The 21664-nt window shown below is 47.2% G+C and carries 23 protein-coding genes and 2 other annotated features; of the genes, 22 read left to right on the top strand and 1 reads right to left on the bottom strand.

What is annotated here, in order from left to right:
• Positions 1 to 28: 28 nt before the first annotated feature.
• Together GNE05_RS14095 and ysxE are read left to right on the top strand one after the other, a co-directional pair.
• A complete protein-coding gene (locus GNE05_RS14095) occupies positions 29 to 1957 on the top strand; it encodes a LysM peptidoglycan-binding domain-containing protein (protein WP_160182899.1) in 1929 nt (642 codons plus the stop codon).
• 33 nt (positions 1958 to 1990) lie between these two features.
• Positions 1991 to 3013, top strand: a complete 1023-nt coding sequence (ysxE, locus tag GNE05_RS14090; RefSeq protein ID WP_160182898.1) for a spore coat protein YsxE — start codon at positions 1991 to 1993, stop codon at positions 3011 to 3013.
• 15 nt (positions 3014 to 3028) lie between these two features.
• Here ysxE and GNE05_RS14085 read toward each other — a convergent pair whose 3' ends face one another.
• Positions 3029 to 3220, bottom strand: coding sequence for a hypothetical protein (locus GNE05_RS14085; RefSeq protein ID WP_003152639.1), 192 nt, complete (start codon positions 3218 to 3220; stop codon positions 3029 to 3031).
• 172 nt (positions 3221 to 3392) lie between these two features.
• Positions 3393 to 3614, top strand: a binding site (T-box leader).
• Positions 3615 to 3672: 58 nt separating this feature from the next.
• Between GNE05_RS14085 and GNE05_RS14080 the strand changes: the two genes are divergently transcribed.
• The 20 genes from GNE05_RS14080 to pheA all read left to right on the top strand — a co-directional run bounded on the left by GNE05_RS14080 (position 3673) and on the right by pheA (position 21641).
• Positions 3673 to 6315 carry a valine--tRNA ligase gene (locus GNE05_RS14080; protein ID WP_012118109.1) on the top strand — a complete coding sequence of 881 codons (2643 nt, stop codon included), beginning with the start codon at positions 3673 to 3675 and terminating at the stop codon, positions 6313 to 6315.
• 58 nt (positions 6316 to 6373) lie between these two features.
• Positions 6374 to 7666, top strand: a complete 1293-nt coding sequence (locus GNE05_RS14075) for a bifunctional folylpolyglutamate synthase/dihydrofolate synthase (protein WP_017418285.1) — start codon at positions 6374 to 6376, stop codon at positions 7664 to 7666.
• Positions 7667 to 7806: 140 nt separating this feature from the next.
• Positions 7807 to 8559, top strand: a complete 753-nt coding sequence (locus GNE05_RS14070) for a prepilin peptidase (protein ID WP_022552879.1) — start codon at positions 7807 to 7809, stop codon at positions 8557 to 8559.
• 126 nt (positions 8560 to 8685) lie between these two features.
• Positions 8686 to 9687, top strand: coding sequence for an SPOR domain-containing protein (locus GNE05_RS14065; RefSeq protein WP_022552880.1), 1002 nt, complete (start codon positions 8686 to 8688; stop codon positions 9685 to 9687).
• Positions 9688 to 9827: 140 nt separating this feature from the next.
• Positions 9828 to 10397 (top strand): Maf family protein, encoded by a 570-nt coding sequence (locus tag GNE05_RS14060; protein ID WP_160182897.1) that lies wholly within the window; start codon positions 9828 to 9830, stop codon positions 10395 to 10397.
• Between the two features lie 31 nt (positions 10398 to 10428).
• Positions 10429 to 11124, top strand: a complete 696-nt coding sequence (radC, locus tag GNE05_RS14055) for a RadC family protein (protein ID WP_007408165.1) — start codon at positions 10429 to 10431, stop codon at positions 11122 to 11124.
• Between the two features lie 91 nt (positions 11125 to 11215).
• Positions 11216 to 12229 carry a cell shape-determining protein MreB gene (mreB, locus tag GNE05_RS14050; RefSeq protein WP_003152647.1) on the top strand — a complete coding sequence of 338 codons (1014 nt, stop codon included), beginning with the start codon at positions 11216 to 11218 and terminating at the stop codon, positions 12227 to 12229.
• A gap of 30 nt (positions 12230 to 12259) precedes the next feature.
• The gene (gene mreC / locus GNE05_RS14045) at positions 12260 to 13123 is read left to right on the top strand and encodes a rod shape-determining protein MreC (RefSeq protein ID WP_007408166.1); all 864 of its coding nucleotides are present in this window, start codon (positions 12260 to 12262) and stop codon (positions 13121 to 13123) included.
• Positions 13120 to 13638, top strand: coding sequence for a rod shape-determining protein MreD (gene mreD / locus GNE05_RS14040; RefSeq protein WP_003152650.1), 519 nt, complete (start codon positions 13120 to 13122; stop codon positions 13636 to 13638). Before mreC ends, mreD begins: the two co-directional genes overlap by 4 nt.
• A 53-nt stretch (positions 13639 to 13691) precedes the next feature.
• A complete protein-coding gene (minC, locus tag GNE05_RS14035) occupies positions 13692 to 14372 on the top strand; it encodes a septum site-determining protein MinC (RefSeq protein ID WP_003152653.1) in 681 nt (226 codons plus the stop codon).
• A gap of 2 nt (positions 14373 to 14374) precedes the next feature.
• Positions 14375 to 15178 carry a septum site-determining protein MinD gene (gene minD / locus GNE05_RS14030; RefSeq protein ID WP_016938784.1) on the top strand — a complete coding sequence of 268 codons (804 nt, stop codon included), beginning with the start codon at positions 14375 to 14377 and terminating at the stop codon, positions 15176 to 15178.
• Between the two features lie 123 nt (positions 15179 to 15301).
• The gene (locus GNE05_RS14025) at positions 15302 to 16105 is read left to right on the top strand and encodes a M23 family metallopeptidase (protein ID WP_080130327.1); all 804 of its coding nucleotides are present in this window, start codon (positions 15302 to 15304) and stop codon (positions 16103 to 16105) included.
• Complete coding sequence (locus GNE05_RS14020) at positions 16098 to 16964, top strand: M50 family metallopeptidase (RefSeq protein WP_007408169.1); 867 nt, start codon at positions 16098 to 16100, stop codon at positions 16962 to 16964. Before GNE05_RS14025 ends, GNE05_RS14020 begins: the two co-directional genes overlap by 8 nt.
• A 58-nt stretch (positions 16965 to 17022) precedes the next feature.
• Positions 17023 to 17096, top strand: a sequence feature (ribosomal protein L21 leader region).
• A 13-nt stretch (positions 17097 to 17109) separates the two neighbouring features.
• Positions 17110 to 17418: a 50S ribosomal protein L21 gene (gene rplU / locus GNE05_RS14015; protein ID WP_003152660.1), complete on the top strand. Its 309-nt coding sequence runs from the start codon at positions 17110 to 17112 to the stop codon at positions 17416 to 17418.
• 2 nt (positions 17419 to 17420) lie between these two features.
• Positions 17421 to 17762 (top strand): ribosomal-processing cysteine protease Prp, encoded by a 342-nt coding sequence (locus GNE05_RS14010; RefSeq protein ID WP_012118103.1) that lies wholly within the window; start codon positions 17421 to 17423, stop codon positions 17760 to 17762.
• Between the two features lie 12 nt (positions 17763 to 17774).
• Positions 17775 to 18059 (top strand): 50S ribosomal protein L27, encoded by a 285-nt coding sequence (gene rpmA, locus GNE05_RS14005; RefSeq protein WP_003152662.1) that lies wholly within the window; start codon positions 17775 to 17777, stop codon positions 18057 to 18059.
• A 317-nt stretch (positions 18060 to 18376) separates the two neighbouring features.
• On the top strand, positions 18377 to 18955 hold the full coding sequence (locus GNE05_RS14000) for a sporulation initiation phosphotransferase B (RefSeq protein WP_014418543.1): 579 nt from the start codon (positions 18377 to 18379) through the stop codon (positions 18953 to 18955).
• A gap of 31 nt (positions 18956 to 18986) precedes the next feature.
• Positions 18987 to 20273: a GTPase ObgE gene (gene obgE, locus GNE05_RS13995; RefSeq protein ID WP_007408172.1), complete on the top strand. Its 1287-nt coding sequence runs from the start codon at positions 18987 to 18989 to the stop codon at positions 20271 to 20273.
• Between the two features lie 53 nt (positions 20274 to 20326).
• Positions 20327 to 20770, top strand: a complete 444-nt coding sequence (gene thrR / locus GNE05_RS13990) for a transcriptional regulator ThrR (RefSeq protein WP_007408173.1) — start codon at positions 20327 to 20329, stop codon at positions 20768 to 20770.
• 13 nt (positions 20771 to 20783) lie between these two features.
• A complete protein-coding gene (gene pheA / locus GNE05_RS13985) occupies positions 20784 to 21641 on the top strand; it encodes a prephenate dehydratase (RefSeq protein WP_003152668.1) in 858 nt (285 codons plus the stop codon).
• Positions 21642 to 21664 lie beyond the last annotated feature (23 nt).

The raw sequence follows: 21664 nt of genomic DNA, 5'->3' as shown, positions 1-21664 counted from the left end.
ATGGATTAGATGAAAGGAGGATATGAACTTGCCGCATAATCACCGATTGCAATTTTCTGTTGAAGAATCAATCTGTTTCCAAAAAGGACAGGAAGTTTCTGAATTACTTTCGATTTCATTAGACCCTGACATCAGGGTGCAGGAAGTAAATGATTATGTCTCAATTAAAGGATCATTAGAACTTACTGGCGAGTACAACATAGATCACAGCAGTCATTTTGAAGAGCTTAATAGGGAGCTGAGGCATGTAGAGGAAGTGAGGGCGAGGGAGGATGGCACGGCCGAGCTCATTCATTGTTTCCCGGTGGACATTACGATTCCGAAAAATAAAGTGAGCCACCTCAATGATGTTTTCGTATTTATCGATGCCTTTGATTATCAGCTGACGGATTCAAGGATCTTAACCATTCAGGCTGATTTGGCAATTGAAGGGCTGCTTGAGGAATCCGAGCCAAAAGAGCCGGAGATCCCTCTGTACGTGGCGCCTGAATTTGCCAGAGAAGAAATGATCAATCTTGCCGGACATCATTCGGAGGACGAAAACGAACCAGAATTAATGATACGCCATCAGCCTGAAATACCTTTGAGTGTATCAAAAGAAGCAGCACAAGAAACCGAGAAGAACGAGGAAGAAACCCCGCCTTTACTCAGGCAGGAGGAAGAAGAGCAGGAAACTGCCCCGATTCTGAGGGAACGGGAAGAAGAAGAGCAGGAAGCTGAACCGATTCTGAGGGAGCGGGAAGAAGAAGAGCAGGAAGCTGAACCGATTCTGAGGGAACGGGAAGAAGAAGAGCAGGAAGCTGAACCGATTCTGAGGGAGCGGGAAGAAGAAGAGCAGGAAGCTGAACCGATTCTGAGAGAGCAGGAAGAAGAAGAGCAGGAAGCTGAACCGATTCTGAGGGAGCGGGAAGAAGAAGAGCAGGAAGCTGAACCGATTCTGAGGGAGCGGGAAGAAGAAGAGCAGGAAGCTGAACCTATTCTGAGGGAGCGGGAAGAAGAAGAGCAGGAAGCTGCCCCGATTCTGAGAGAGCAGGAAGAAGAAGAGCAGGAAGCTGCCCCGATTTTGAGGGAGCGGGAAGAAGAAGAGCAGGAGACTGCCCCGATTCTGAGGGAGCAGGAAGAGGTGCCGAAACCTGTTTCCTTTACTGAGCCTCCTCCTCCCGTTTCCTTCCAACACGAAGAAGAGCTGGAAGAAGCTGAGGAGCCTGCAATCATGTCGGCTGTGAGGAATGAACCTGTATTTGAGGATGATTCAGCAGAAGTGCAGGAAGAGCCAAAAGATGATAACGAGCCGGTTTTCCCTGCGTTCACTCTGACTCCGCATGCAGAAAAGCCAAAAATTGCGGAACAGCCCTTCCTTCAAAAAGAAGAGCAGCCAGAGGCCGAGCCGCTTCTCCGTCAGAGCGATCATGAGGCGGCAGAAGACGAAGATGAGCCTGCGGTTTTTCAAGAAGAGCAGGCGCCCGTTTATCGCGAGTTCGTTCCGGAACGGCAGGAAGAGGAGTTTTACAGCGCTCCTAAGCTGCTTGAAGAAGAGGCTCATGATGAAGAAGGGTTTGAAATTGAGGTAAGGAAGATGGCGCAGCCGGAGGAGGAAACCGGAAAGCCTCTCGATTTGTCTTTTCAGTTTTCCAAACTGTCGCCTGAGGAGCCGGCGCAAGCTGAACCGCCTGAGCCGCTTAAGTCTGAAAGAAAGAATGAAGAAGCGGCACCGGGAACCGAGCAGAAGGAAAATGACAACTCTCATTACTTGACAAAATTATTTACAAGGGAAGAAGAAAAGTTTTCAAGAATGAAAATTTGTATCGTACAGCAGCAAGATACTATCGACCGGGTGTGTGAACGATATGACATAACATCCCAGCAGCTCATCAGAACGAATGCTTTATCGTTTGATGACGAGCTTGAAGAAGGTCAGCTTCTGTATATACCTGAATATAATAACAGCCATGCGTAAGCACAAAGAGGCCGTAAAAATGTGGTGAATGGAATGGAAGCAGTCCAATCAGTGCTTCAGGAATACGGGCTGGCGGCTGAGTATATTGAGCCTGTCAGCCCGCATGTTTGGAAGGTCTACTCAAACTACGGCATTTTTGCTTTGAAACAGCTCAAGCCGGCCCGCAGCAGTGAATTTACGGATCTTATGATTGAGATTGAGGAGAAAGGCTACCGATCATTTGTGCCGATCTGCCGCACGTATGCCGGCGATTTTTTTGCGGGAAGACAGACGGAGAATTCTTATTATTTAATGCCTTGGCTTCAGTACGATCAGGAAGAAGAACGGGATCAAAAACATGTTTACCTTTTTAAAGAGGTCGCGAAGCTCCATTCTGCGACTGTGCGGGACATCCAAATCCGGACTGAAGATATCAGCGGCTTTTATGAAGCAACGAAAAGAGATTGGGAAAATGATAAGTTTGTCTATGAACAATTCGCCGACCGGGCGGAAAAAGAGTGGTATCTTTCACCTTTTGAACTGCAGGCTGTTACGTATCTTACAGAAACGGTTTCTGCCGTCAATTTTGCTCTGGAACGTCTGGAAGAATGGTTTGACGCGGCAAAGGATCATGACAAGACGAGAGCGGTGATCAACCACGGCAGCTTATCGAGCCGCCACTTTCTGTATAATGATGCGGGATCGGGCTTTTTCACGAATTTCGAGAAAGCTGCGCTGGGCCCTCCGCAAAACGACCTGCTCGGCTTTTACTCCAGAATGTTCAGAAGCTATCCGAAAGCATGCCCGGAGTGTCTGGACTGGTTTTATACGTATCACAAATCATTCCCGCTCCGTGAAGCGGAAATCAGTCTGTTTCTCAGCTATATGGCTTATCCGTCCGCCATGTACAAAGTGCTGAAACGGTATCAGACCGGCCAAAGGGGCTCTGAAAAAGAAGAGTGCACGCAATTATTAAGAGCGTTTTGGCAGATGAAAAATGTTGAGCCTTTTCTCATGAAGGTTCATCAGATTGAGCGGGAGAAAAAAATAAAAGCGGAAAACGAGTCCTCTTCATAACGGGACTCGTTTTTTTTATATCCATTCCAAATGCAGGGCGCACGCTAAAAACAGCAGGATGGCAAGCAGCAGGACATCAAAAGTCGTCGGAAAGAAAATCGTCCTGATCCCCTGAAAGATCGTAATCGGGATAATGACTTGCACGGATACAAGGCGGACCTGTCTGGCCCACTGGGGGAGCGAATAAGAATTGAATTTTTTTCTCACGGGCAATTCCTCCTCACATTCGCCTTTCTATGTATCGTATGTAAGGGAAAGGGCGGGGTGCATGCCCATTTATGTATGACGGCAGCGGTTTTTGGAAAAGATGATTGACGAATCAAAAACACTTTTACTATAATAAAGAACATAATAAATAAGATCATGAGCTGATATAAATACACCTGCTTTGAACGGGAAGAGTACAAGAAAGACGCATGAAGAGAGAGAAGCTACTGTGCTGAAAGGCTTCTTATGCCGTCTCATTGGAAGGTCGCCCGGGAGCATAATTTCTTGAACATACAGTAGAGAAATTCGGGCCGCACCCGTTATCCGTTTAAGTGCATGAACAAATCTGTTCATGAAAAAAGGTGGTACCGCGAAAGAGCTTTTCGTCCTTTATCAGGATGAAGGCTCTTTTTTAGTTGCTCAGCCATTTCTAAACATGCTGGAGGGTTATCATGGATACAAACGAACAAACAATGCCGACAAAATATGATCCGTCTGCGATTGAAAAAGGCCGCTATGATTTTTGGCTGAAAGGAAAATATTTTGAAGCGGGCGGCGATCAAACGAAACAGCCGTATTCTGTCGTCATTCCGCCGCCGAACGTGACGGGCAGGCTGCACCTCGGACATGCGTGGGATACGACGCTGCAAGATATCGTTACGCGTATGAAACGCATGCAGGGCTATGACGTGCTCTGGCTTCCGGGCATGGATCACGCCGGCATCGCCACTCAGGCAAAAGTCGAAGCGAAACTCCGCGAACAGGGCACGAGCCGTTATGACCTCGGCCGTGAAAAGTTTTTGGAAGAAACATGGAAGTGGAAAGAAGAGTATGCTGATTTCATCCGCAGCCAATGGGCCAAGATGGGACTCGGACTCGATTATTCGCGCGAACGTTTTACTCTTGATGAAGGGCTGAACAAAGCCGTGCGTGAAGTATTCGTCAAGTTGTACAAAAAAGGCTTGATTTACAGAGGCGAATATATCATCAACTGGGACCCTGCCACAAAAACGGCTTTATCCGATATTGAAGTGATTTACAAAGACGTACAGGGCGCGTTTTATCATTTGCGCTATCCGTTAGCAGACGGTTCAGGCTCAATTGAAATCGCGACCACCCGCCCGGAAACGATGCTTGGCGACACGGCTGTCGCGGTTCATCCTGAAGATGAGCGCTACAAGCACTTAATCGGCAAAACGGTGATTCTGCCGATTACAAACCGCGAAATTCCGATCGTCGGCGATGATTATGTTGATATGGAATTCGGATCAGGCGCCGTTAAAATCACGCCTGCCCATGACCCGAATGACTTTGAACTCGGAAACCGCCACAATTTAGAGCGGATTCTCGTCATGAATGAAGACGGAACAATGAATGAAAAAGCGCTGCAATATAACGGCATGGACCGGTTTGAATGCCGCAAAAAACTCGTCAAAGATCTTCAGGAATCCGGTGTTCTCTTTAAAATCGAAGACCATATGCATTCTGTCGGACATAGTGAGAGAAGCGGCGCCGTTGTTGAGCCGTACCTGTCCACACAATGGTTTGTCAAAATGCAGCCGCTGGCCGATGCTGCGGTTGACCTTCAGTCAAAAGAAGAGAAAGTTCACTTCGTTCCTGACCGGTTCGAGAAAACGTACCTGCACTGGATGGAAAATATCCGTGATTGGTGTATTTCCCGTCAGCTGTGGTGGGGCCACCGCATCCCGGCTTGGTATCATAAAGAAACAAAAGAAGTGTACGTCGGCCTTGAGGCGCCTGAGGACAGTGAAAATTGGGAACAGGATTCAGACGTGCTTGATACATGGTTCAGCTCCGCGCTTTGGCCGTTTTCTACAATGGGCTGGCCTGATGAAAACGCTGAAGACTTTAAGCGGTATTACTCAACCGATGTTCTTGTAACGGGATATGACATCATTTTCTTCTGGGTATCCCGGATGATTTTCCAAGGTCTTGAGTTTACCGGCGAGCGTCCGTTCAAAGACGTGCTGATTCACGGCTTAATCCGTGACGAGCAGGGCAGAAAAATGAGTAAATCCCTTGGGAACGGCGTGGACCCGATGGATGTCATCGACAAGTACGGAGCGGATTCACTGCGCTATTTCCTGGCAACCGGAAGTTCACCGGGACAGGATCTCCGTTTCAGTTATGAAAAAGTGGAATCCACATGGAACTTCGCAAATAAAATTTGGAACGCCTCCCGTTTTGCATTAATGAACATGGACGGCATGACGTATGACGAGCTTGATCTGTCCGGTGAAAAATCAGTTGCTGATAAGTGGATTCTCACAAGACTGAATGAAACGATTGAAGATGTAACCCAGCTTGCGGATCGTTATGAATTCGGTGAAGTCGGACGCCACCTGTACAACTTTATCTGGGACGATGTGTGCGACTGGTATATCGAAATGGCGAAGCTTCCGCTGTACGGGGAAGATGAAGCGGCGAAGAAAACAACCCGTTCTGTTCTGGCATACGTGCTTGACCAGACGATGCGTCTTCTTCACCCGTTTATGCCATTCTTAACGGAAGAAATCTGGCAGCACCTTCCTCATGAAGGCGAGTCAATCACGATCAGCTCTTGGCCGGTTCCGGTGCCGGAACATACGGATAAAGAGGCAGCGGCGGATATGAAACTGCTCGTCGAATTAATCCGTTCTGTCCGCAATATCCGGAGCGAAGTCAACACGCCGATGAGCAAGCAGGTTGAGCTTTACATTAAAACATCTACCGAAGACATTGCCGGCCGCCTTGAGAAGAACCGTTCTTACGTTGAACGCTTTACGAATCCGAGCACGCTGAAAATCGGGACGGATATCACTGCGGCAGACAAAGCGATGACAGCGGTCGTCACCGGAGCGGAAGTCATTCTGCCGCTTGAAGGGCTGATTAACATTGATGAGGAGATCGCCCGTCTGCAAAAAGAATTCGACAAGCTGACAAAAGAGGTCGAACGCGTTCAGAAAAAACTCGGCAACGAAGGATTCATTAAAAAAGCTCCTGAGCATGTCATTGAAGAAGAACGCGGAAAAGAGAAAGACTACACGGCAAAACGCGAAGCTGTCCGGCAGCGGATTGCAGAGCTGAAAGGCTGATAAAACAGCGGGGCGGTTTCCTAAGAAACCGCCTTGTCGTATAAAAGAGGGGATTTCATTGTTTAATACGTACAAAGAAGCGATCAGCTGGATTCACGGCAGACTCAAGTTCGGCGTTAAGCCGGGCCTTCTCCGTATGGAAAAGCTGATGGAAAAACTGGAACACCCGGAAAAGAACATTCGCGCTATTCATGTGGCGGGCACAAACGGCAAAGGATCGACCGTCGCTTTTATCCGTTCCGTGCTTCAAGAAGCCGGTTATACGGTCGGCACGTTCACATCGCCTTACATTATTACGTTTAATGAGCGTATCAGCGTCAACGGCACGCCGATTTCTGATGAGGAATGGAGAACGCTCGTTAATGACATAAAACCGATAGTCGATGAGCTTGATAAGACCGATGCCGGGACGGTGACAGAATTTGAAATCATTACAGCGTGTGCATTTTTATATTTTGCGAAGCGGGCTGATATCGATTTTGTCATTTTTGAAGCGGGACTGGGCGGCACATTTGATTCAACCAATATTGTGAATCCGCTTCTGTCGGTCATTACAAGTATCGGACATGACCATATGGCGATTTTAGGCAATACCATCGAGGAGATCGCCGGGCAGAAAGCCGGTATCATTAAAAATTCCATTCCGGTCATTACGGGCGTCAATCAGCCGGAAGCACTCGGCGTTATTGAAGCGGAAGCCGAAAAAAAGCAGGCTCCATATCAGTCACTATATAAAACGTGCAGACTGTCTAATGAAGCGGCGCTTCCGTCCGGTGAAAGCTTTTCGCTGGAAACGGAAACGAAATGCTATGAAGACATTCAAACGTCGCTGATCGGCATTCACCAAAGGCACAATGCAGCATTGGCGATATTGGCCGCTGAATGGATGAATCGTCTGGGAGCCGCAGCCATTTCTGAAGAAGCGATGCGAAACGGTCTGAAAAAAGCTTCCTGGCCGGGCCGGTTTGAACGTCTTCAAAGCCGCCCTTTAGTGTTTGCGGACGGCGCACATAACGAAGAAGGCGTTGACACACTGACAGAAACGATCAGGCAGCGCTTTGCCGATAAAAACGTCCATGTCGTATTCAGCGCATTAAAAGACAAACCGTATCAGGAAATGATTAAAAAGCTTGAAACCGAAGCGGACTCTATTCACTTTGTATCATTTGACTTTCCGCGTGCTTCAAGCGCCGAAGCCCTTTACAATGCAAGCAGTTTAACGGATAAGAGCTTCGATGAGAACCCGGACAGTGTGAAAGAATGGATAGAACAAAAAGACGGGGCGGATGATGTCATCATCATTACCGGCTCCTTATATTTTATTTCAGAAATGAGAAAGCGGCTTATCTGACAGCCCCTCGGATGCCCGGCAGACCCTTTTTAGGTTTTGCCGGGTGTTTTTATGCTGAAAATATATTTTCAGCCATTTCAGTCATGGTGTTTTTCTTTGCTATAATCTGAGCCAGATTGATAGTAAAGGTGTGGTCTCTAGTGCTTTTGATTCTGTTTTTTCTCGGCTTGATTTTCGGTTCTTTTTTTTATACAGCAGCGTGCCGTATCCCGCTGCGAATCTCGGTTATTTCGCCGCGTTCAGCCTGTTCGTTTTGCCGCTTGCCGCTCTCCTGGGGGGAGCTTGTGCCTGTCGTTTCCTATATTCTGCAAAGAGGCAGATGCAGAAACTGCCGTGCGAAGCTGTCGGTTATGTATCCGGCGGCGGAATGCTGGACGGCATGTTTATTCACGGCTGCAGGCATTCATTTCGGTTTCTCGAAAGAACTGTTAGTCGCGCTGTTATTTCTGTCTCTGCTCATGATTGTTACTATGACGGATCTGCAATATATGCTGATTCCTGACAAGGTTCTGCTGTTTTTTCTTCCGCTTTTCATCGCCGGCCGTATGTTTTCTCCGCTGGATTCATGGTATGCAGGGTTTGCCGGAGCCGTTTGCGGATTTTTTCTGCTTGTTTTTATCATGTTTGTCAGTAAAGGAGGCATCGGTGCAGGTGATGTGAAACTGTTTGGGGTGATCGGCCTGACGCTCGGCGTGAAGCTCGTGCTCATTGCATTCTTTCTTTCCGTTATGATCGGAACCGTATACGGTATGTGCGCCGCAGCCCGGGGCAGGCTTGGTAAAAAGCAGCCATTTCCGTTTGCGCCGGCCATCTCAGCCGGGAGCGCTTTGAGTTATTTATACGGTGAAGAGCTGTTTTCGTTTTACATCAAGCTCGCTTCAGGCGGGGCTTAAAAAATTTGGCGAACGTTTTTTGGACAAGACGACAAAAGTCTTGTTCTTTTTTTTTACGCCTATGCTAAAGTGTGAACCATGATCAGTTCAAGGTACGGCCAAGACGAATGCAAGGGGGAAGAGACGTTGAAAAAAAGGAAGAGCAAAAAGCACAGCAAAGCCAAAAATAATGCCCTTAAAGTAACCATTAACGGACAAGAAGAAACGATGTATGGACAAGAAGATGTGAAAGAAGGCGGGGAGAAAACCGTCACATTTTCAAATTGGGAGGAAACAAAAAAGGCGGAGCAGGAGACCGCCGCATCCCATGAAGATCCGAAAGAAGAAGATTTCAATTGGGATCATGAGAAGAATTCTGAGGTATTTGAAGATGACCCGAAAGTCGTTCCGCCATACCAGAAGAAAAAAACAGGCCCTCATTTTCCGAAAAAAAAGCAGCCGTCTTCTCCAGTTAAAAAAGCGGTCACGACAATTGCCGTTGCGGCTGTTTTAGGCACCGGGCTCGGCCTTGTCGCCTTAAATATGTCGGGAAGTAAAGAAGCCTCCGCTCCGGCATCAGCTGACAAAGGTTCACAAGGGCAGACGGCGAAAGCGGGAGATGTTTCTAAAGACAAATCTGAAACAGCCGGTACAGGAGATGCGGAAACTTCAGAGGGAAACTATAAAACATATGCGGTGCAGGCCGGAAAATTTTCATCAGAAAAAGGAGCGCAAACGCTTGTTGACCAGCTGACTGAAAAAGGATACTCGGCCGTCTCTCTGGCTAAAGAAGACGGATACACATACGTGATCGCCGGGCTTGCAGCGGAAAAAAGCTTATCACAGCAATTGGGTCAGACACTGATAGACCATGATTTTGAGGCTTGGGGCGGTAAAGAGCTCAGCTTTGCGGTCGATTCAGGACTGGAAGACTCTTTTAAACAAGCATCTGAGCTCTCCGCCAAAGCGATTACCGGCAAAGATCTTTCAAAAACGGAAGTGGCTGAAGCGGCAAAAGCGGCAGACGGTGCAGACGCCGCTGACAAAAAGCAGAAAGAGGCCGTGCTTCAAGCGCTGAAAGAACTGGAAACGTCGGGTTCGGAATCCGGCTGGAAAGCCCAAAAAGAGCTTTTAAGTGTTGTAAAATAGTATCTCATTTCCCGTCATCCGGCGGGATTTTTTATTTTGTCATCAAAAAGTTATTTTTCTGAAATTGTGGTTGCCCGTTTGATTTGGTAGGATAGACAAGTATCTTTTTTTCTTAAGCAAACCCTGAAAGGATGACAATCATGACAAAACGCTTAATACTCGCATCACAATCTCCGCGAAGAAAAGAACTCCTTAATCTTCTTCAGATTCCTTACAGCATTATTGCAAGCCGCACAGAAGAAAAATTAAATCGAAACCTTTCGCCGGAAGAAAACGTCCAATGTTTGGCCGAGCAAAAAGCCGGTGCTGTATTGGCCGAAAATCCCGATGCAGTCGTTATCGGGGCTGACACGATGGTGTGCATAGACGGCGAATGCCTCAGCAAACCGCATGACAGAGAAGAAGCGGCACACATGCTGCGGAGGCTTTCCGGCCGAAGCCATCAAGTCATTACGGCGGTCAGCATTCAGACGCATGACCGGAAAGAAACGTTCTGTGACACGACGGAAGTGACGTTTTGGCCGCTCAGTGAAGACGACATACAGCTCTACATTGAAACAAAAGAACCGATGGATAAAGCAGGTGCATACGGCATCCAAGGAAAAGGCGCGCTTTTAGTGAAAAAAATAGACGGTGATTTTTATTCTGTCGTCGGGCTTCCTGTCGCTAAAACAATGAGAGCCTTGAAAGAATTTAATATAAAAGCTTGATGTTCAAACCGGGAAGGGGAACAAGGAGGGGTTGATCATCCGTGATCTGCCGTTAAAATTAAGAGATTTCCCCGAAAAAGAAAAACCGAGAGAGCGGCTTCTGCACTTCGGAGCCGAACATCTCTCTAACAATGAATTGCTCGCCATCCTGCTGCGGACGGGAACGAAACATGAGTCCGTCATGAACCTCGCTCACCGGCTGCTGCGGACGTTTGACGGGCTGCGACTGTTAAAAGGCGCCTCTGCCCAGGAGCTTTCCAGCATTCCGGGAATCGGCACGGTGAAAGCCGTTCAGATTCTTGCCGCAATTGAGCTGGGGAGCCGCATTCATAAGACATCCGCCGGGGAGCATTGCGTCATCCGCTCTCCGGAAGACGGGGCGAAGTATGTGATGGAGGATATGCGCTTTTTATCCCAGGAGCATTTTGTCTGTTTATATTTAAATACCAAAAATCAAGTCATTCATAAACGCACCGTTTTTATCGGAAGTCTGAATTCATCTATTGTCCACCCGCGGGAGGTGTTTAAAGAAGCTTTCAAACGATCCGCCGCGTCCTTCATTTGCGTTCACAATCATCCTTCAGGAGATCCTACACCGAGCAGGGAAGATATAGAGGTAACCAGGCGGCTTTTTGAGTGCGGAAATTTAATCGGCATCGAGCTGCTGGATCATTTGGTCATTGGTGACAAAAAATTTGTGAGTTTAAAGGAAAAAGGATATTTGTAACACTTTTTTTTTCGTTGATTTAAGATATAATAGATTTTATGAGTTTTTCCCTTTAGGGTATTTTTGCTTTAAGAAAGGAAGATACATACATATGTTCGGAATTGGTACAAGAGACCTTGGTATAGATTTGGGAACCGCGAATACGCTTGTGTTTGTTAAAGGTAAAGGAATCGTAGTGAGAGAGCCGTCTGTCGTTGCTCTGCAAACGGATACGAAGTCCATCGTTGCGGTCGGTAACGATGCGAAAAACATGATCGGAAGAACTCCGGGCAACGTGGTTGCGCTCCGTCCGATGAAAGACGGCGTTATCGCTGACTATGAAACAACTGCGACAATGATGAAATACTACATTAATCAGGCTGTGAAAAATAAAGGATTGTTTGCGAGAAAGCCTTACGTTATGGTGTGTGTGCCGTCAGGTATTACGGCCGTTGAAGAACGGGCGGTCATCGACGCGACAAGACAAGCGGGCGCACGTGACGCTTATCCGATTGAAGAACCGTTTGCGGCAGCAATCGGCGCGAATCTTCCGGTATGGGAGCCGACGGGCAGCATGGTCGTTGATATCGGCGGCGGAACAACTGAAGTGGCGATCATTTCTTTAGGCGGCATTGTTACGTCTCAGTCAATCCGCGTAGCCGGTGACGAAATGGACGACTCAATCATCAGCTATATCAGAAAAACATATAATCTGATGATCGGTGACCGTACGGCGGAAGCTATTAAAATGGAAATCGGTTCAGCAGAAACCGGTGAAGAAAATGCGTCAATGGAAATCCGCGGCCGCGATCTTCTGACAGGTCTGCCGAAAACGATCGAAATCACGGGAACGGAAATTGCAAATGCACTGCGTGATACAGTTCTCTCAATCGTTGACGCGGTGAAGAGCACGCTTGAAAAAACACCGCCTGAGCTGGCCGCTGACATTATGGACAGAGGTATTGTATTAACAGGGGGAGGCGCCCTGCTCCGCAATCTCGACAAAGTCATCAGCGACGAAACGAAAATGCCTGTTCTTATCGCTGAAGATCCGCTGGATTGTGTTGCGATCGGCACTGGAAAAGCACTGGAGCACATCCATCTTTTCAAAGGAAAAACAAGATAATCAGGAGTTAAATAGAAGAGGTGTATCACGATGCCGAACAAACGGTTAATGCTATTACTTCTGTGTATTATCATATTGGTGGCTATGATTGGATTCTCGCTGAAGAACGGCCGTAATACCACCTGGCCTGAAAAGCTGATCGGTGATACGACGGGAGTATTTCAAAACATTTTTCACACGCCTGCCGAATATTTTGCAGGGTTCTTCGGGGACATAAAAGACCTGAAAAACACGTACAAGGAAAACGAACGCTTAAGACAAAAGCTGGACGGACAGACACAATATGAAGCGAAGCTCCAAGAACTCAAAGATGAAAACAAGAAGCTGCGTGATGAACTCGGGCATGTCAAATCAATTTCCGACTATGATCCGATTTTAGCGACCGTTATCGCCAGAAACCCTGATCAATGGTACAAGCAGATCATGATCAATAAGGGAACGAAGCAGAAAGTGGCCAAAGACATGGCTGTCACGAACGAAAAGGGTGCGCTGGTCGGGAAGATCAAAAGCAGCGGACTCAACAGTTTCACATCCGCCGTTCAGCTGCTGAGCGATGTTGACCGCAATAACAGAGTGGCCACCAAAATCTCCGGCAAAAAGGGAAGCAAAGGCTACGGTTTAATTGAAGGGTACGATAAAAAGAAACAGACCCTGAAAATGACTATCCTTGAGCCGGATGAAAAACGTGAAGTGAAAAAAGGCGACCTCGTGGAGACATCCGGAACGGGCGGCGTATTTCCTCAAGGGCTTACGGTCGGGGAAGTGACCGATGTAGAATCAGATGCTTACGGCCTGACGAAAATCGCTTACGTGAAACCGGCTGCCGACCTGTACGATCTTGACCATGTCATCGTCGTGAACCGAAGCGTAGCAACAGGGGAGGAAGGATCGTGAAACGTTTCCTTCTCCCTTTGATTATGATTTTGGTCTTTTGTGCGGAAAGCATCTATACCGATCTGGTGCGTTTTCCTTTCGTTTCCGTCGAGCAGCAGGTCGTTCCGCATTTTCTTTTGCTTGCGCTGATTTTTATGTCCGCTTATATCAACCAAAAGCATGCGGTGATCTACGGTTTCATTTTCGGATTTCTTTATGACATCAATTATACGGGTGTTTTAGGCGTTTATATGTTTGGTTTTGCCGGTTTATGCTATCTGGCGGCCAAAGCGTTTAAAGTGCTGCAGACAAACGCCCTGATGGTCATTCTGGTCGCGGTGCTGAGCGTATGTGTGCTTGAATTTTACGTCTACGGCATTCAGACGTTAATCCGCAGCGGCACAATGACGTTTAACGATTTTGTCATTCAGCGGTTCTTGCCGACCGCTTTGCTGAATATTGCGGGGGCCGTTATATTAGTCCTGCCCTTCAGGCTGTTTTATATAAGTCTGAAGAAAGAATTAAGAGATGAGTAAAAAGGATTTTATCTTTTTTTGACGAAAAGAGTATGTTGTTGAGGTGAACATTGATGAAGACCAAAAAGCAGCAATATGTAACAATAAAAGGAACAAAAAACGGCTTAACATTGCATCTGGATGATGCGTGTTCTTTTGATGAGCTTCTCGATGGTCTTCAAAACATGCTGTCGATTGAACAATATACTGATGGCAAAGGCCAAAAAATCAGTGTTCATATTAAACTCGGGCATCGGTATCTGTATCAGGAACAGGCAGAGCAGCTGACTGATCTGATCGCGTCAAAGAAAGATTTAGTCGTGCATTCAATTGACAGTGAAGTCATCGCCAAAGAAGAAGCGCAGCGGATGAAAGAGGAGCAGGAAATTGTTTCTGTTTCCAAAATCGTCCGTTCGGGCCAGGTGCTTCACGTGACGGGAGATTTGCTTTTAATCGGAGATGTGAATCCCGGCGGTACGATCAGAGCCGGAGGAAATATATTTGTTCTCGGTTCATTAAAAGGGATTGCCCACGCGGGTTATAACGGAAATAACCGGGCTGTGATCGCCGCATCCGAAATGATGCCGACACAATTGAGGATCAATCACGTGTTAAATCGCTCCCCAGACCACATTCAAAAAGGGAACGACATGGAATGTGCTTATTTAGATACTGACGGAAATATGGTCATTGAACGCCTTCAGCAATTGGCTCATTTAAGACCTGATCTAACAAGGCTTGAGGGAGGAATGTGAAATTGGGTGAGGCTATCGTAATAACTTCGGGAAAAGGCGGAGTAGGTAAAACAACAACATCTGCAAACCTCGGTACCGCCTTAGCCATTTTAGGGAAGCGCGTCTGTTTGGTAGACACAGATATCGGACTGCGCAACCTTGATGTCGTAATGGGTCTTGAAAACAGAATTATTTACGACTTAGTAGATGTAATTGAAGGCAGATGCAAGACGCATCAGGCGCTTGTCAAAGACAAACGTTTTGATGATCTGCTGCATTTAATGCCGGCTGCCCAGACAAGCGACAAGACGGCTGTTGTCCCTGAGCAGATCAAATCGCTTGTGCAGGAGCTTAAGCAGGAATTTGATTATGTCATTATTGATTGTCCGGCCGGAATTGAACAAGGCTATAAAAATGCCGTCTCCGGAGCTGATAAGGCGATTGTTGTGACGACGCCGGAAATATCAGCGGTGCGGGACGCTGACCGCATTATCGGACTTTTGGAGCAGGAAGATATCGAACCGCCGCGCCTTATCGTGAACCGCATCAGAAATCACCTGATGAAAAACGGTGACACGATGGATGTGGATGAAGTTGTTCATCATCTCTCTATTGATCTCCTCGGAATCGTTGCTGACGATGATGAAGTGATCAGGGCTTCAAATATCGGCGAACCGATTGCCATGAATTCCAAAAACCGCGCCAGCATTGCGTACCGCAATATCGCCCGGCGCATTTTAGGAGAATCCGTTCCTTTGCAGGTGCTTGAAGAGCAGCAAAAAGGGATGATGGCGAAAATCAAGTCATTTTTCGGCGTGCGTTCATAATATATACCATACAAAGATCTGATGAAGCCCAGCTTATCAGGTCTTTTTGTTTTTCAAGAGCGCATATTTGCAATGGACAAGACATAGGATGTACAAACCCAACGATTGCAAAGGATGATGGCGATGAGTCACAGAGCTGATGAAATTAGAAAAAGACTGGCCAAAAGAAGAAAACAGCGGCCTGAATCAAAACGGACTTTCGTTCAAAACGCCCAAACGCAGAATTTTCCCACGTGGCAAACGGTCAAGGAGCAGGAAAAGCACAAACTTCTTCCGGACTACGAATATCAAACGGAACACCCGCCCGAATTTAACGGACGGCATCCATTGATCAGTGCTCATTCTATTATTTTAAAATGCCTGCTGGCCGCCTGTCTCGTACTGATCTCCGCTATTGCCTATAAAACTGACAAACAGCCGCTGAGTCAGATCAAACCGGCGATCGCACAAACCTTTCAAAAAGAATTTCAGTTTGCTGCCGTAAGCAATTGGTTCGTATCTTCCTTCGGAAATCCGCTCGCTTTTCTTACGCCGGGAACGAAAAAGAAGGACGGTCAGGTGGCGGTCAGTCAGGATATGGCCGTTCCTGCCGCGGGGAAAATCCAGCAGGACTTTCAAAATAACGGAGAAGGCGTCGTCGTCGAAACCGCCAGCGAAGCCATTGACAGCGTAAAAGAAGGCTACATTATGGAAGTGAGCAAAGATAAAAAAACAGGGCTGACGGTGAAGGTGCAGCACGCCGACAATACCAGCAGCATTTACGGCCGGCTAAAAGATGTTAACGTTTCATTGTACGACTTTGTCGATAAAGGGAAAAAGATCGGTTCGATCAAGCTTAACGATAAAAGTAAAGGCCAGTACTATTTCGCGATCCAGGATGGCGATAAATTCATAGATCCGATCCAGGTGATCACATTTGATGAATAAATGGCTCATCCTCCTTTTTAAAATTCATGTCCATCCTTTTCTTTGGATTATCATGGGGCTTGGTCTTATGACGGGGCACATCAAAGCGCTGCTGTGTCTTTTGCTGGTCGTATCCGTTCATGAGCTGGGGCATGCTGCTCTGGCTGTGTTTTTTTCGTGGCGCATTAAACGCATCTTTCTGCTCCCTTTCGGCGGGACGGTTGAGGTGGAGGAGCACGGAAACCGGCCGCTTAAAGAGGAATTCGCGGTCATCCTGGCGGGCCCGCTTCAGCATGTGTGGCTTCAGGCGGCAGCCTGGCTCTTTTTCATGTCAGGCTTTGCAAGTGAGCAGACATTTGAGATGTTTACCTTTTATAATCTCTCCATTCTTTTCATCAATCTTTTGCCGATCTGGCCGCTTGACGGCGGAAAGTTCGTGTTTTTATACTTCTCTAAACAAATGGCTTTTCAAAAAGCGCATCTCCTCAGCCTGCAGACATCGGCCGTTTCCGCGCTTTTGCTCTGCTGCTGGATTGTGCTGGCAGTCCCCCTTCAGGTCAGCGCATGGGTGCTGTTCGTCTTTCTCGCCGCTTCTTTATGGGATGAATACCGGAAGCGGCATTATATTCAGCTGAGGTTTCTTTTGGAGAGATACTACGGCAAAAACCGCGATGTCGCCATGCTGCATCCTTTGACGGTCGCGGCCGATGCCAAAGTAAAGCATGTCATGGCCGAATTCAAACGGGGATGCAAGCACCCCATTATCGTTGAAAAAGCCGGCGAAAAGCTCAGCCAGCTCGATGAAAATGAAGTGCTTCATGCGTATTTTGCCGATAAACGGACAGATTCCTCTATGGAAGACCTGCTGCTGCCTTACTAGAAATAGATTGACATATCCTTTTGGTTCTGATATATTTTTTAATGTTATGGATGTAGCACCAATGCTACAACCGCTCGGGACAGGTGATAAGAGCTTTAAAGCCCCCTGTTGCTGGCGAGTCTTAGTCTAATAGGAGGTGCAGAGAATGTACGCAATCATTAAAACAGGCGGAAAACAAATCAAAGTTGAAGAAGGTCAAACTGTTTACATCGAAAAACTTGCTGCTGAAGCAGGTGAAACAGTGACGTTTGAAGACGTATTGTTTGTTGGCGGAGACAGCGTGAAAGTCGGCAACCCAACAGTTGCAGGCGCGACAGTTACAGCTAAAGTTGAAAAACAAGGCCGTGCGAAAAAAATCACTGTTTTCCGTTACAAGCCAAAGAAAAATGTTCATAAAAAACAAGGTCATCGTCAGCCTTATACTAAATTGACAATCGAAAAAATCAACGCGTAAGCATGATAGAGGCAACAATTCGAAGATCCCGGAATGACGGGGGCATTTTGTCCTTTGAAATGACGGGACATGCCGATTTTGCTGAACATGGACGAGATCTCGTATGCGCCGGGGTCACGGCTGTCGTTTTCGGAGCGGTCAATGCGGTTATCGCGCTGGCTCCTCTCGAACCGATTCTTGATATAGGCGAGGACGGGGGTTATTTCTACTTTGAATTCCCTGAAGCCGCTGATCAGGAAGCTTTGCAAAAAGCGCAGCTGCTGATTGAAGGCATGATTGTTTCTCTTGAAACGATCGAGCGGGATTACAGTGAACACTTACGGTTGACTGCAAACCAAATATAGGAGGTGAGTTACATGCTTAGATTAGATCTTCAGTTTTTCGCTTCTAAAAAAGGTGTAGGTTCTACAAAGAACGGACGTGACTCTGAATCTAAACGTTTAGGCGCTAAACGTGCAGACGGTCAATTCGTAACAGGCGGATCTATCCTTTACCGTCAACGCGGAACGAAAATCTACCCAGGTGAAAACGTGGGCCGCGGAGGAGATGACACTCTTTTTGCTAAAATCGACGGAACTGTTAAATTCGAACGTTTCGGCCGTGACCGCAAAAAAGTGAGCGTATATCCTGTAGCTCAATAATGACACAAAAAACTCCGGTCGTTGACTGGAGTTTTTTTTGCAGTAAGCGGAGTAACATCAAGAATGAAAAGCAGAGGATGCGTGAGTGAACCCCGCCTTGAATGAGGACATCAGCTTCCCATACCCACTGGATATGTTCCCCAAGCAGTGATACCAAAAATGTTTCTGCCTGGCATCCGCATTGTATGCGATCCGAAAAAGGAACATGATGAACCAGGAAAAACAAGTGTTTTTTTAACAAAGCCTTCTCTGTTATAATTCATAGTACACACTTATCAAGACTCCTAAAAAGAAATTAAACGATTGGGAGTGCGAAAATGAAGGATGTATCGAAGAAACAAGAAGAACCTGTAAGCGATGCGGCTCTGATCAATGAGCTGATCCAATTAATGGGCCATTTCCGTCATGATTGGATGAATAAGCTGCAGCTGATAAAAGGAAACTTAAGTTTGCAGAAGTATGACAGGGTCGTTGAAATTATTGACGAAATGGTCATAGATGCAAAGCACGAATCAAAGCTCTCAAACCTGAAAACCCCGCACTTGGCGTTTGACTTTCTTACATTTAATTGGAAGTCCCGTTATATGAGGCTCGAATACGAAGTGCTCGGAGAAATTAAAGATTTATCGGCATATGATCAAAAGCTGTCGAACCTGATGAGAAAACTGTTTCATCTGTTCGGTCTGGCGGTAAACAATGAAAGTGAAAATCATCTGACCGTATCGCTGCAGACGGATCACCCTGACAGACAGCTTATTGTATATCTCGATTTTCATGGAACGATTGCAAATGCAGATGTGTTTGATGAATTTCGCAAATCCCGGTATGAGGACTTTGATGTCATGCAATTTGAGCTGACCGGCCATGAATGTGTGGCCGAAATTGGAATGAACTAGCGGTTTTTTACGGTTTAGAACGGAGGATATTATGTTTGTAGATCAGGTGAAAGTATATGTAAAAGGCGGCGACGGCGGTAACGGAATGGTTGCGTTCCGCCGTGAAAAATATGTGCCGAAAGGCGGGCCTGCCGGCGGTGACGGAGGTAATGGAGGCGACGTCGTTTTTGAGGTTGATGAAGGACTGCGCACGCTCATGGACTTCCGGTACCAGCGGCATTTCAAAGCGATACGCGGCGAACACGGCATGTCTAAAAACCAGCACGGCAGAAATGCGGACGATATGGTTGTTAAAGTTCCGCCCGGCACAGTCGTAACGGATGACGATACAAAACAGGTCATTGCCGATCTGACTGAGCACGGGCAGCGCGCCGTCATCGCGAAAGGCGGACGCGGCGGACGCGGGAATACCCGCTTTGCAACACCGGCCAACCCGGCACCGCAGCTGTCAGAGCACGGAGAGCCCGGAAAAGAGCGCTATATCGTGCTTGAACTGAAAGTGCTTGCAGACGTAGGTCTCGTCGGCTTCCCGAGCGTCGGAAAATCTACGCTTCTGTCTGTCGTTTCATCGGCAAAGCCGAAAATTGCCGATTATCATTTTACAACGCTTGTTCCGAATCTGGGCATGGTGGAAACGGATGACGGAAGAAGCTTCGTCATGGCGGATCTGCCCGGTTTGATTGAAGGAGCGCACGAAGGAGTCGGCTTAGGCCACCAATTTCTCCGCCATATCGAACGGACGCGTGTCATCGTTCATGTCATTGACATGTCAGCGATGGAAGGCCGTGATCCGTATGAGGATTATGTGACCATTAATCAGGAGCTCAGTGAATATAATCTGCGGCTGACGGAGCGTCCGCAAATTATCGTTGCGAATAAAATGGACATGCCCGAGGCGGCTGAAAATCTTAAAGCGTTTAAAGAAAAGCTTCAGGATGATCACCCTGTCTTCCCGATCAGCGCGGTGACGAGAGAAGGGCTCCGCGATCTTCTGTTTGAAGTCGCCAACCAGCTGGAAACAACGCCTGAATTCCCGCTGTATGATGAAGAAGAACTGGCGGAAAACCGCGTAATGTACACGATGGAAGACGAAGAAATTCCATTTAACATTACCCGTGATCCGGACGGTGCGTTTGTGCTTTCAGGTGACAGCCTGGAACGCCTCTTTAAAATGACTGACTTCTCCCGTGACGAATCCGTCAAGCGTTTTGCAAGACAGATGCGCGGTATGGGCGTTGATGAAGCGCTCAGAGAACGCGGTGCTAAAGACGGCGATATCATCCGGCTTCTGGAATTTGAATTTGAATTTATTGATTAAAAAAACGGAGAGCTTGCAATGCAGGCTCTCTGATGTAAAAGGGAGGGGTGCAGGTGAAAGAAGAGACATTTTATTTAGTGCGTGAAGACGTTCTGCCTGATGCGATGCGGAAAACCCTTGAAGTCAAAAAGCTGCTCGATAGAAAAAAGGCTGAATCGGTTGCAGATGCCGTGCAGAAAGTTGATTTAAGCAGAAGCGCTTTTTACAAATACCGAGATGCGGTTTTCCCTTTTTACACGATGGTTAAAGAACAAATAATCACACTTTTCTTTCATTTGGAGGATCGGTCAGGCGCGTTATCTCAGCTTTTGCAGGCGGTGGCTGACTCAGGAAGCAACGTGCTTTCCATTCACCAGACGATTCCGCTTCAGGGCAGGGCGAATGTCACGCTCTCAATCAGTACGTCCGCAATGGAAGAAAACATTCATACGTTAATGAATAAACTGAGAAAATTTGATTTTATAGAAAAAGTTGAGATCTTAGGGTCAGGCGCGTAAGGAGAGAAGAGACATGAAAGTCGGTTATTTAGGGCCAGAAGCCACATTTACACATCTAGCAGTCAGTTCCTGCTTTCAAAACAGCGTGACACAAGCACCTTATCAAACAATACCGGCATGCATGGATGCGGCGGTTGCGGGAGAAGTTGATCTTGCATTTGTTCCTTTGGAAAACGCGCTGGAGGGCTCGGTTAACTTAACGATTGACTATTTGATTCATGAGCAGCCTCTTGCGATCGTGGGGGAAATGACGCTGCCGATTCACCAGCATCTGCTCGTTCACCCTTCGAGAGAAAATGAGTGGAAAAAGCTTGAGAAAATTTATTCTCATTCCCATGCGATTGCGCAATGCCACAAATTTCTTCACCGGCATTTTTCGTCCGTTCCTTATGAGTATGCGAAGTCAACAGGTGCGGCTGCCAAGTATGTCAGTGAGCATTCGGACCTTCCGATCGGCGTGATTGCAAATGAAATGGCCGCCGCTACATACGGATTGAGCATCGTGAAGCGGGATATTCAGGATTATCAGGACAACCACACGAGATTTGTCATTCTTTCGCCTGAAAAAGACGTCTCATTCGAAGTGAATGCGAAACTGTCTTCACGGCCGAAAACGACGATGATGGTAACGCTTCCTCAAGATGACCAATCAGGTGCGCTGCACAGGGTGCTGTCCGCTTTTTCATGGAGAAACCTGAATTTATCAAAGATCGAATCGCGCCCGACAAAAACGGGTCTCGGCAACTATTTCTTTATTATTGATATTGAACAGGCGATGGATCAGGTTCTCATTCCCGGTGCCGTTCAAGAGATGGAAGCCCTCGGCTGCCGGGTCAAGCTTCTGGGAACATATCAATCCTATTCGATATAAAAAAAGCCCTTCAGGGGGCTTTT

Origin of the sequence: Bacillus sp. AM1(2019) (genome assembly GCF_009906915.1) — a bacterium.
Lineage (GTDB): Bacteria > Bacillota > Bacilli > Bacillales > Bacillaceae > Bacillus > Bacillus velezensis.
The sequence above is the reverse complement of the archived record's forward strand: the minus strand, read 5'-3'. Positions and strand labels throughout refer to the sequence as shown.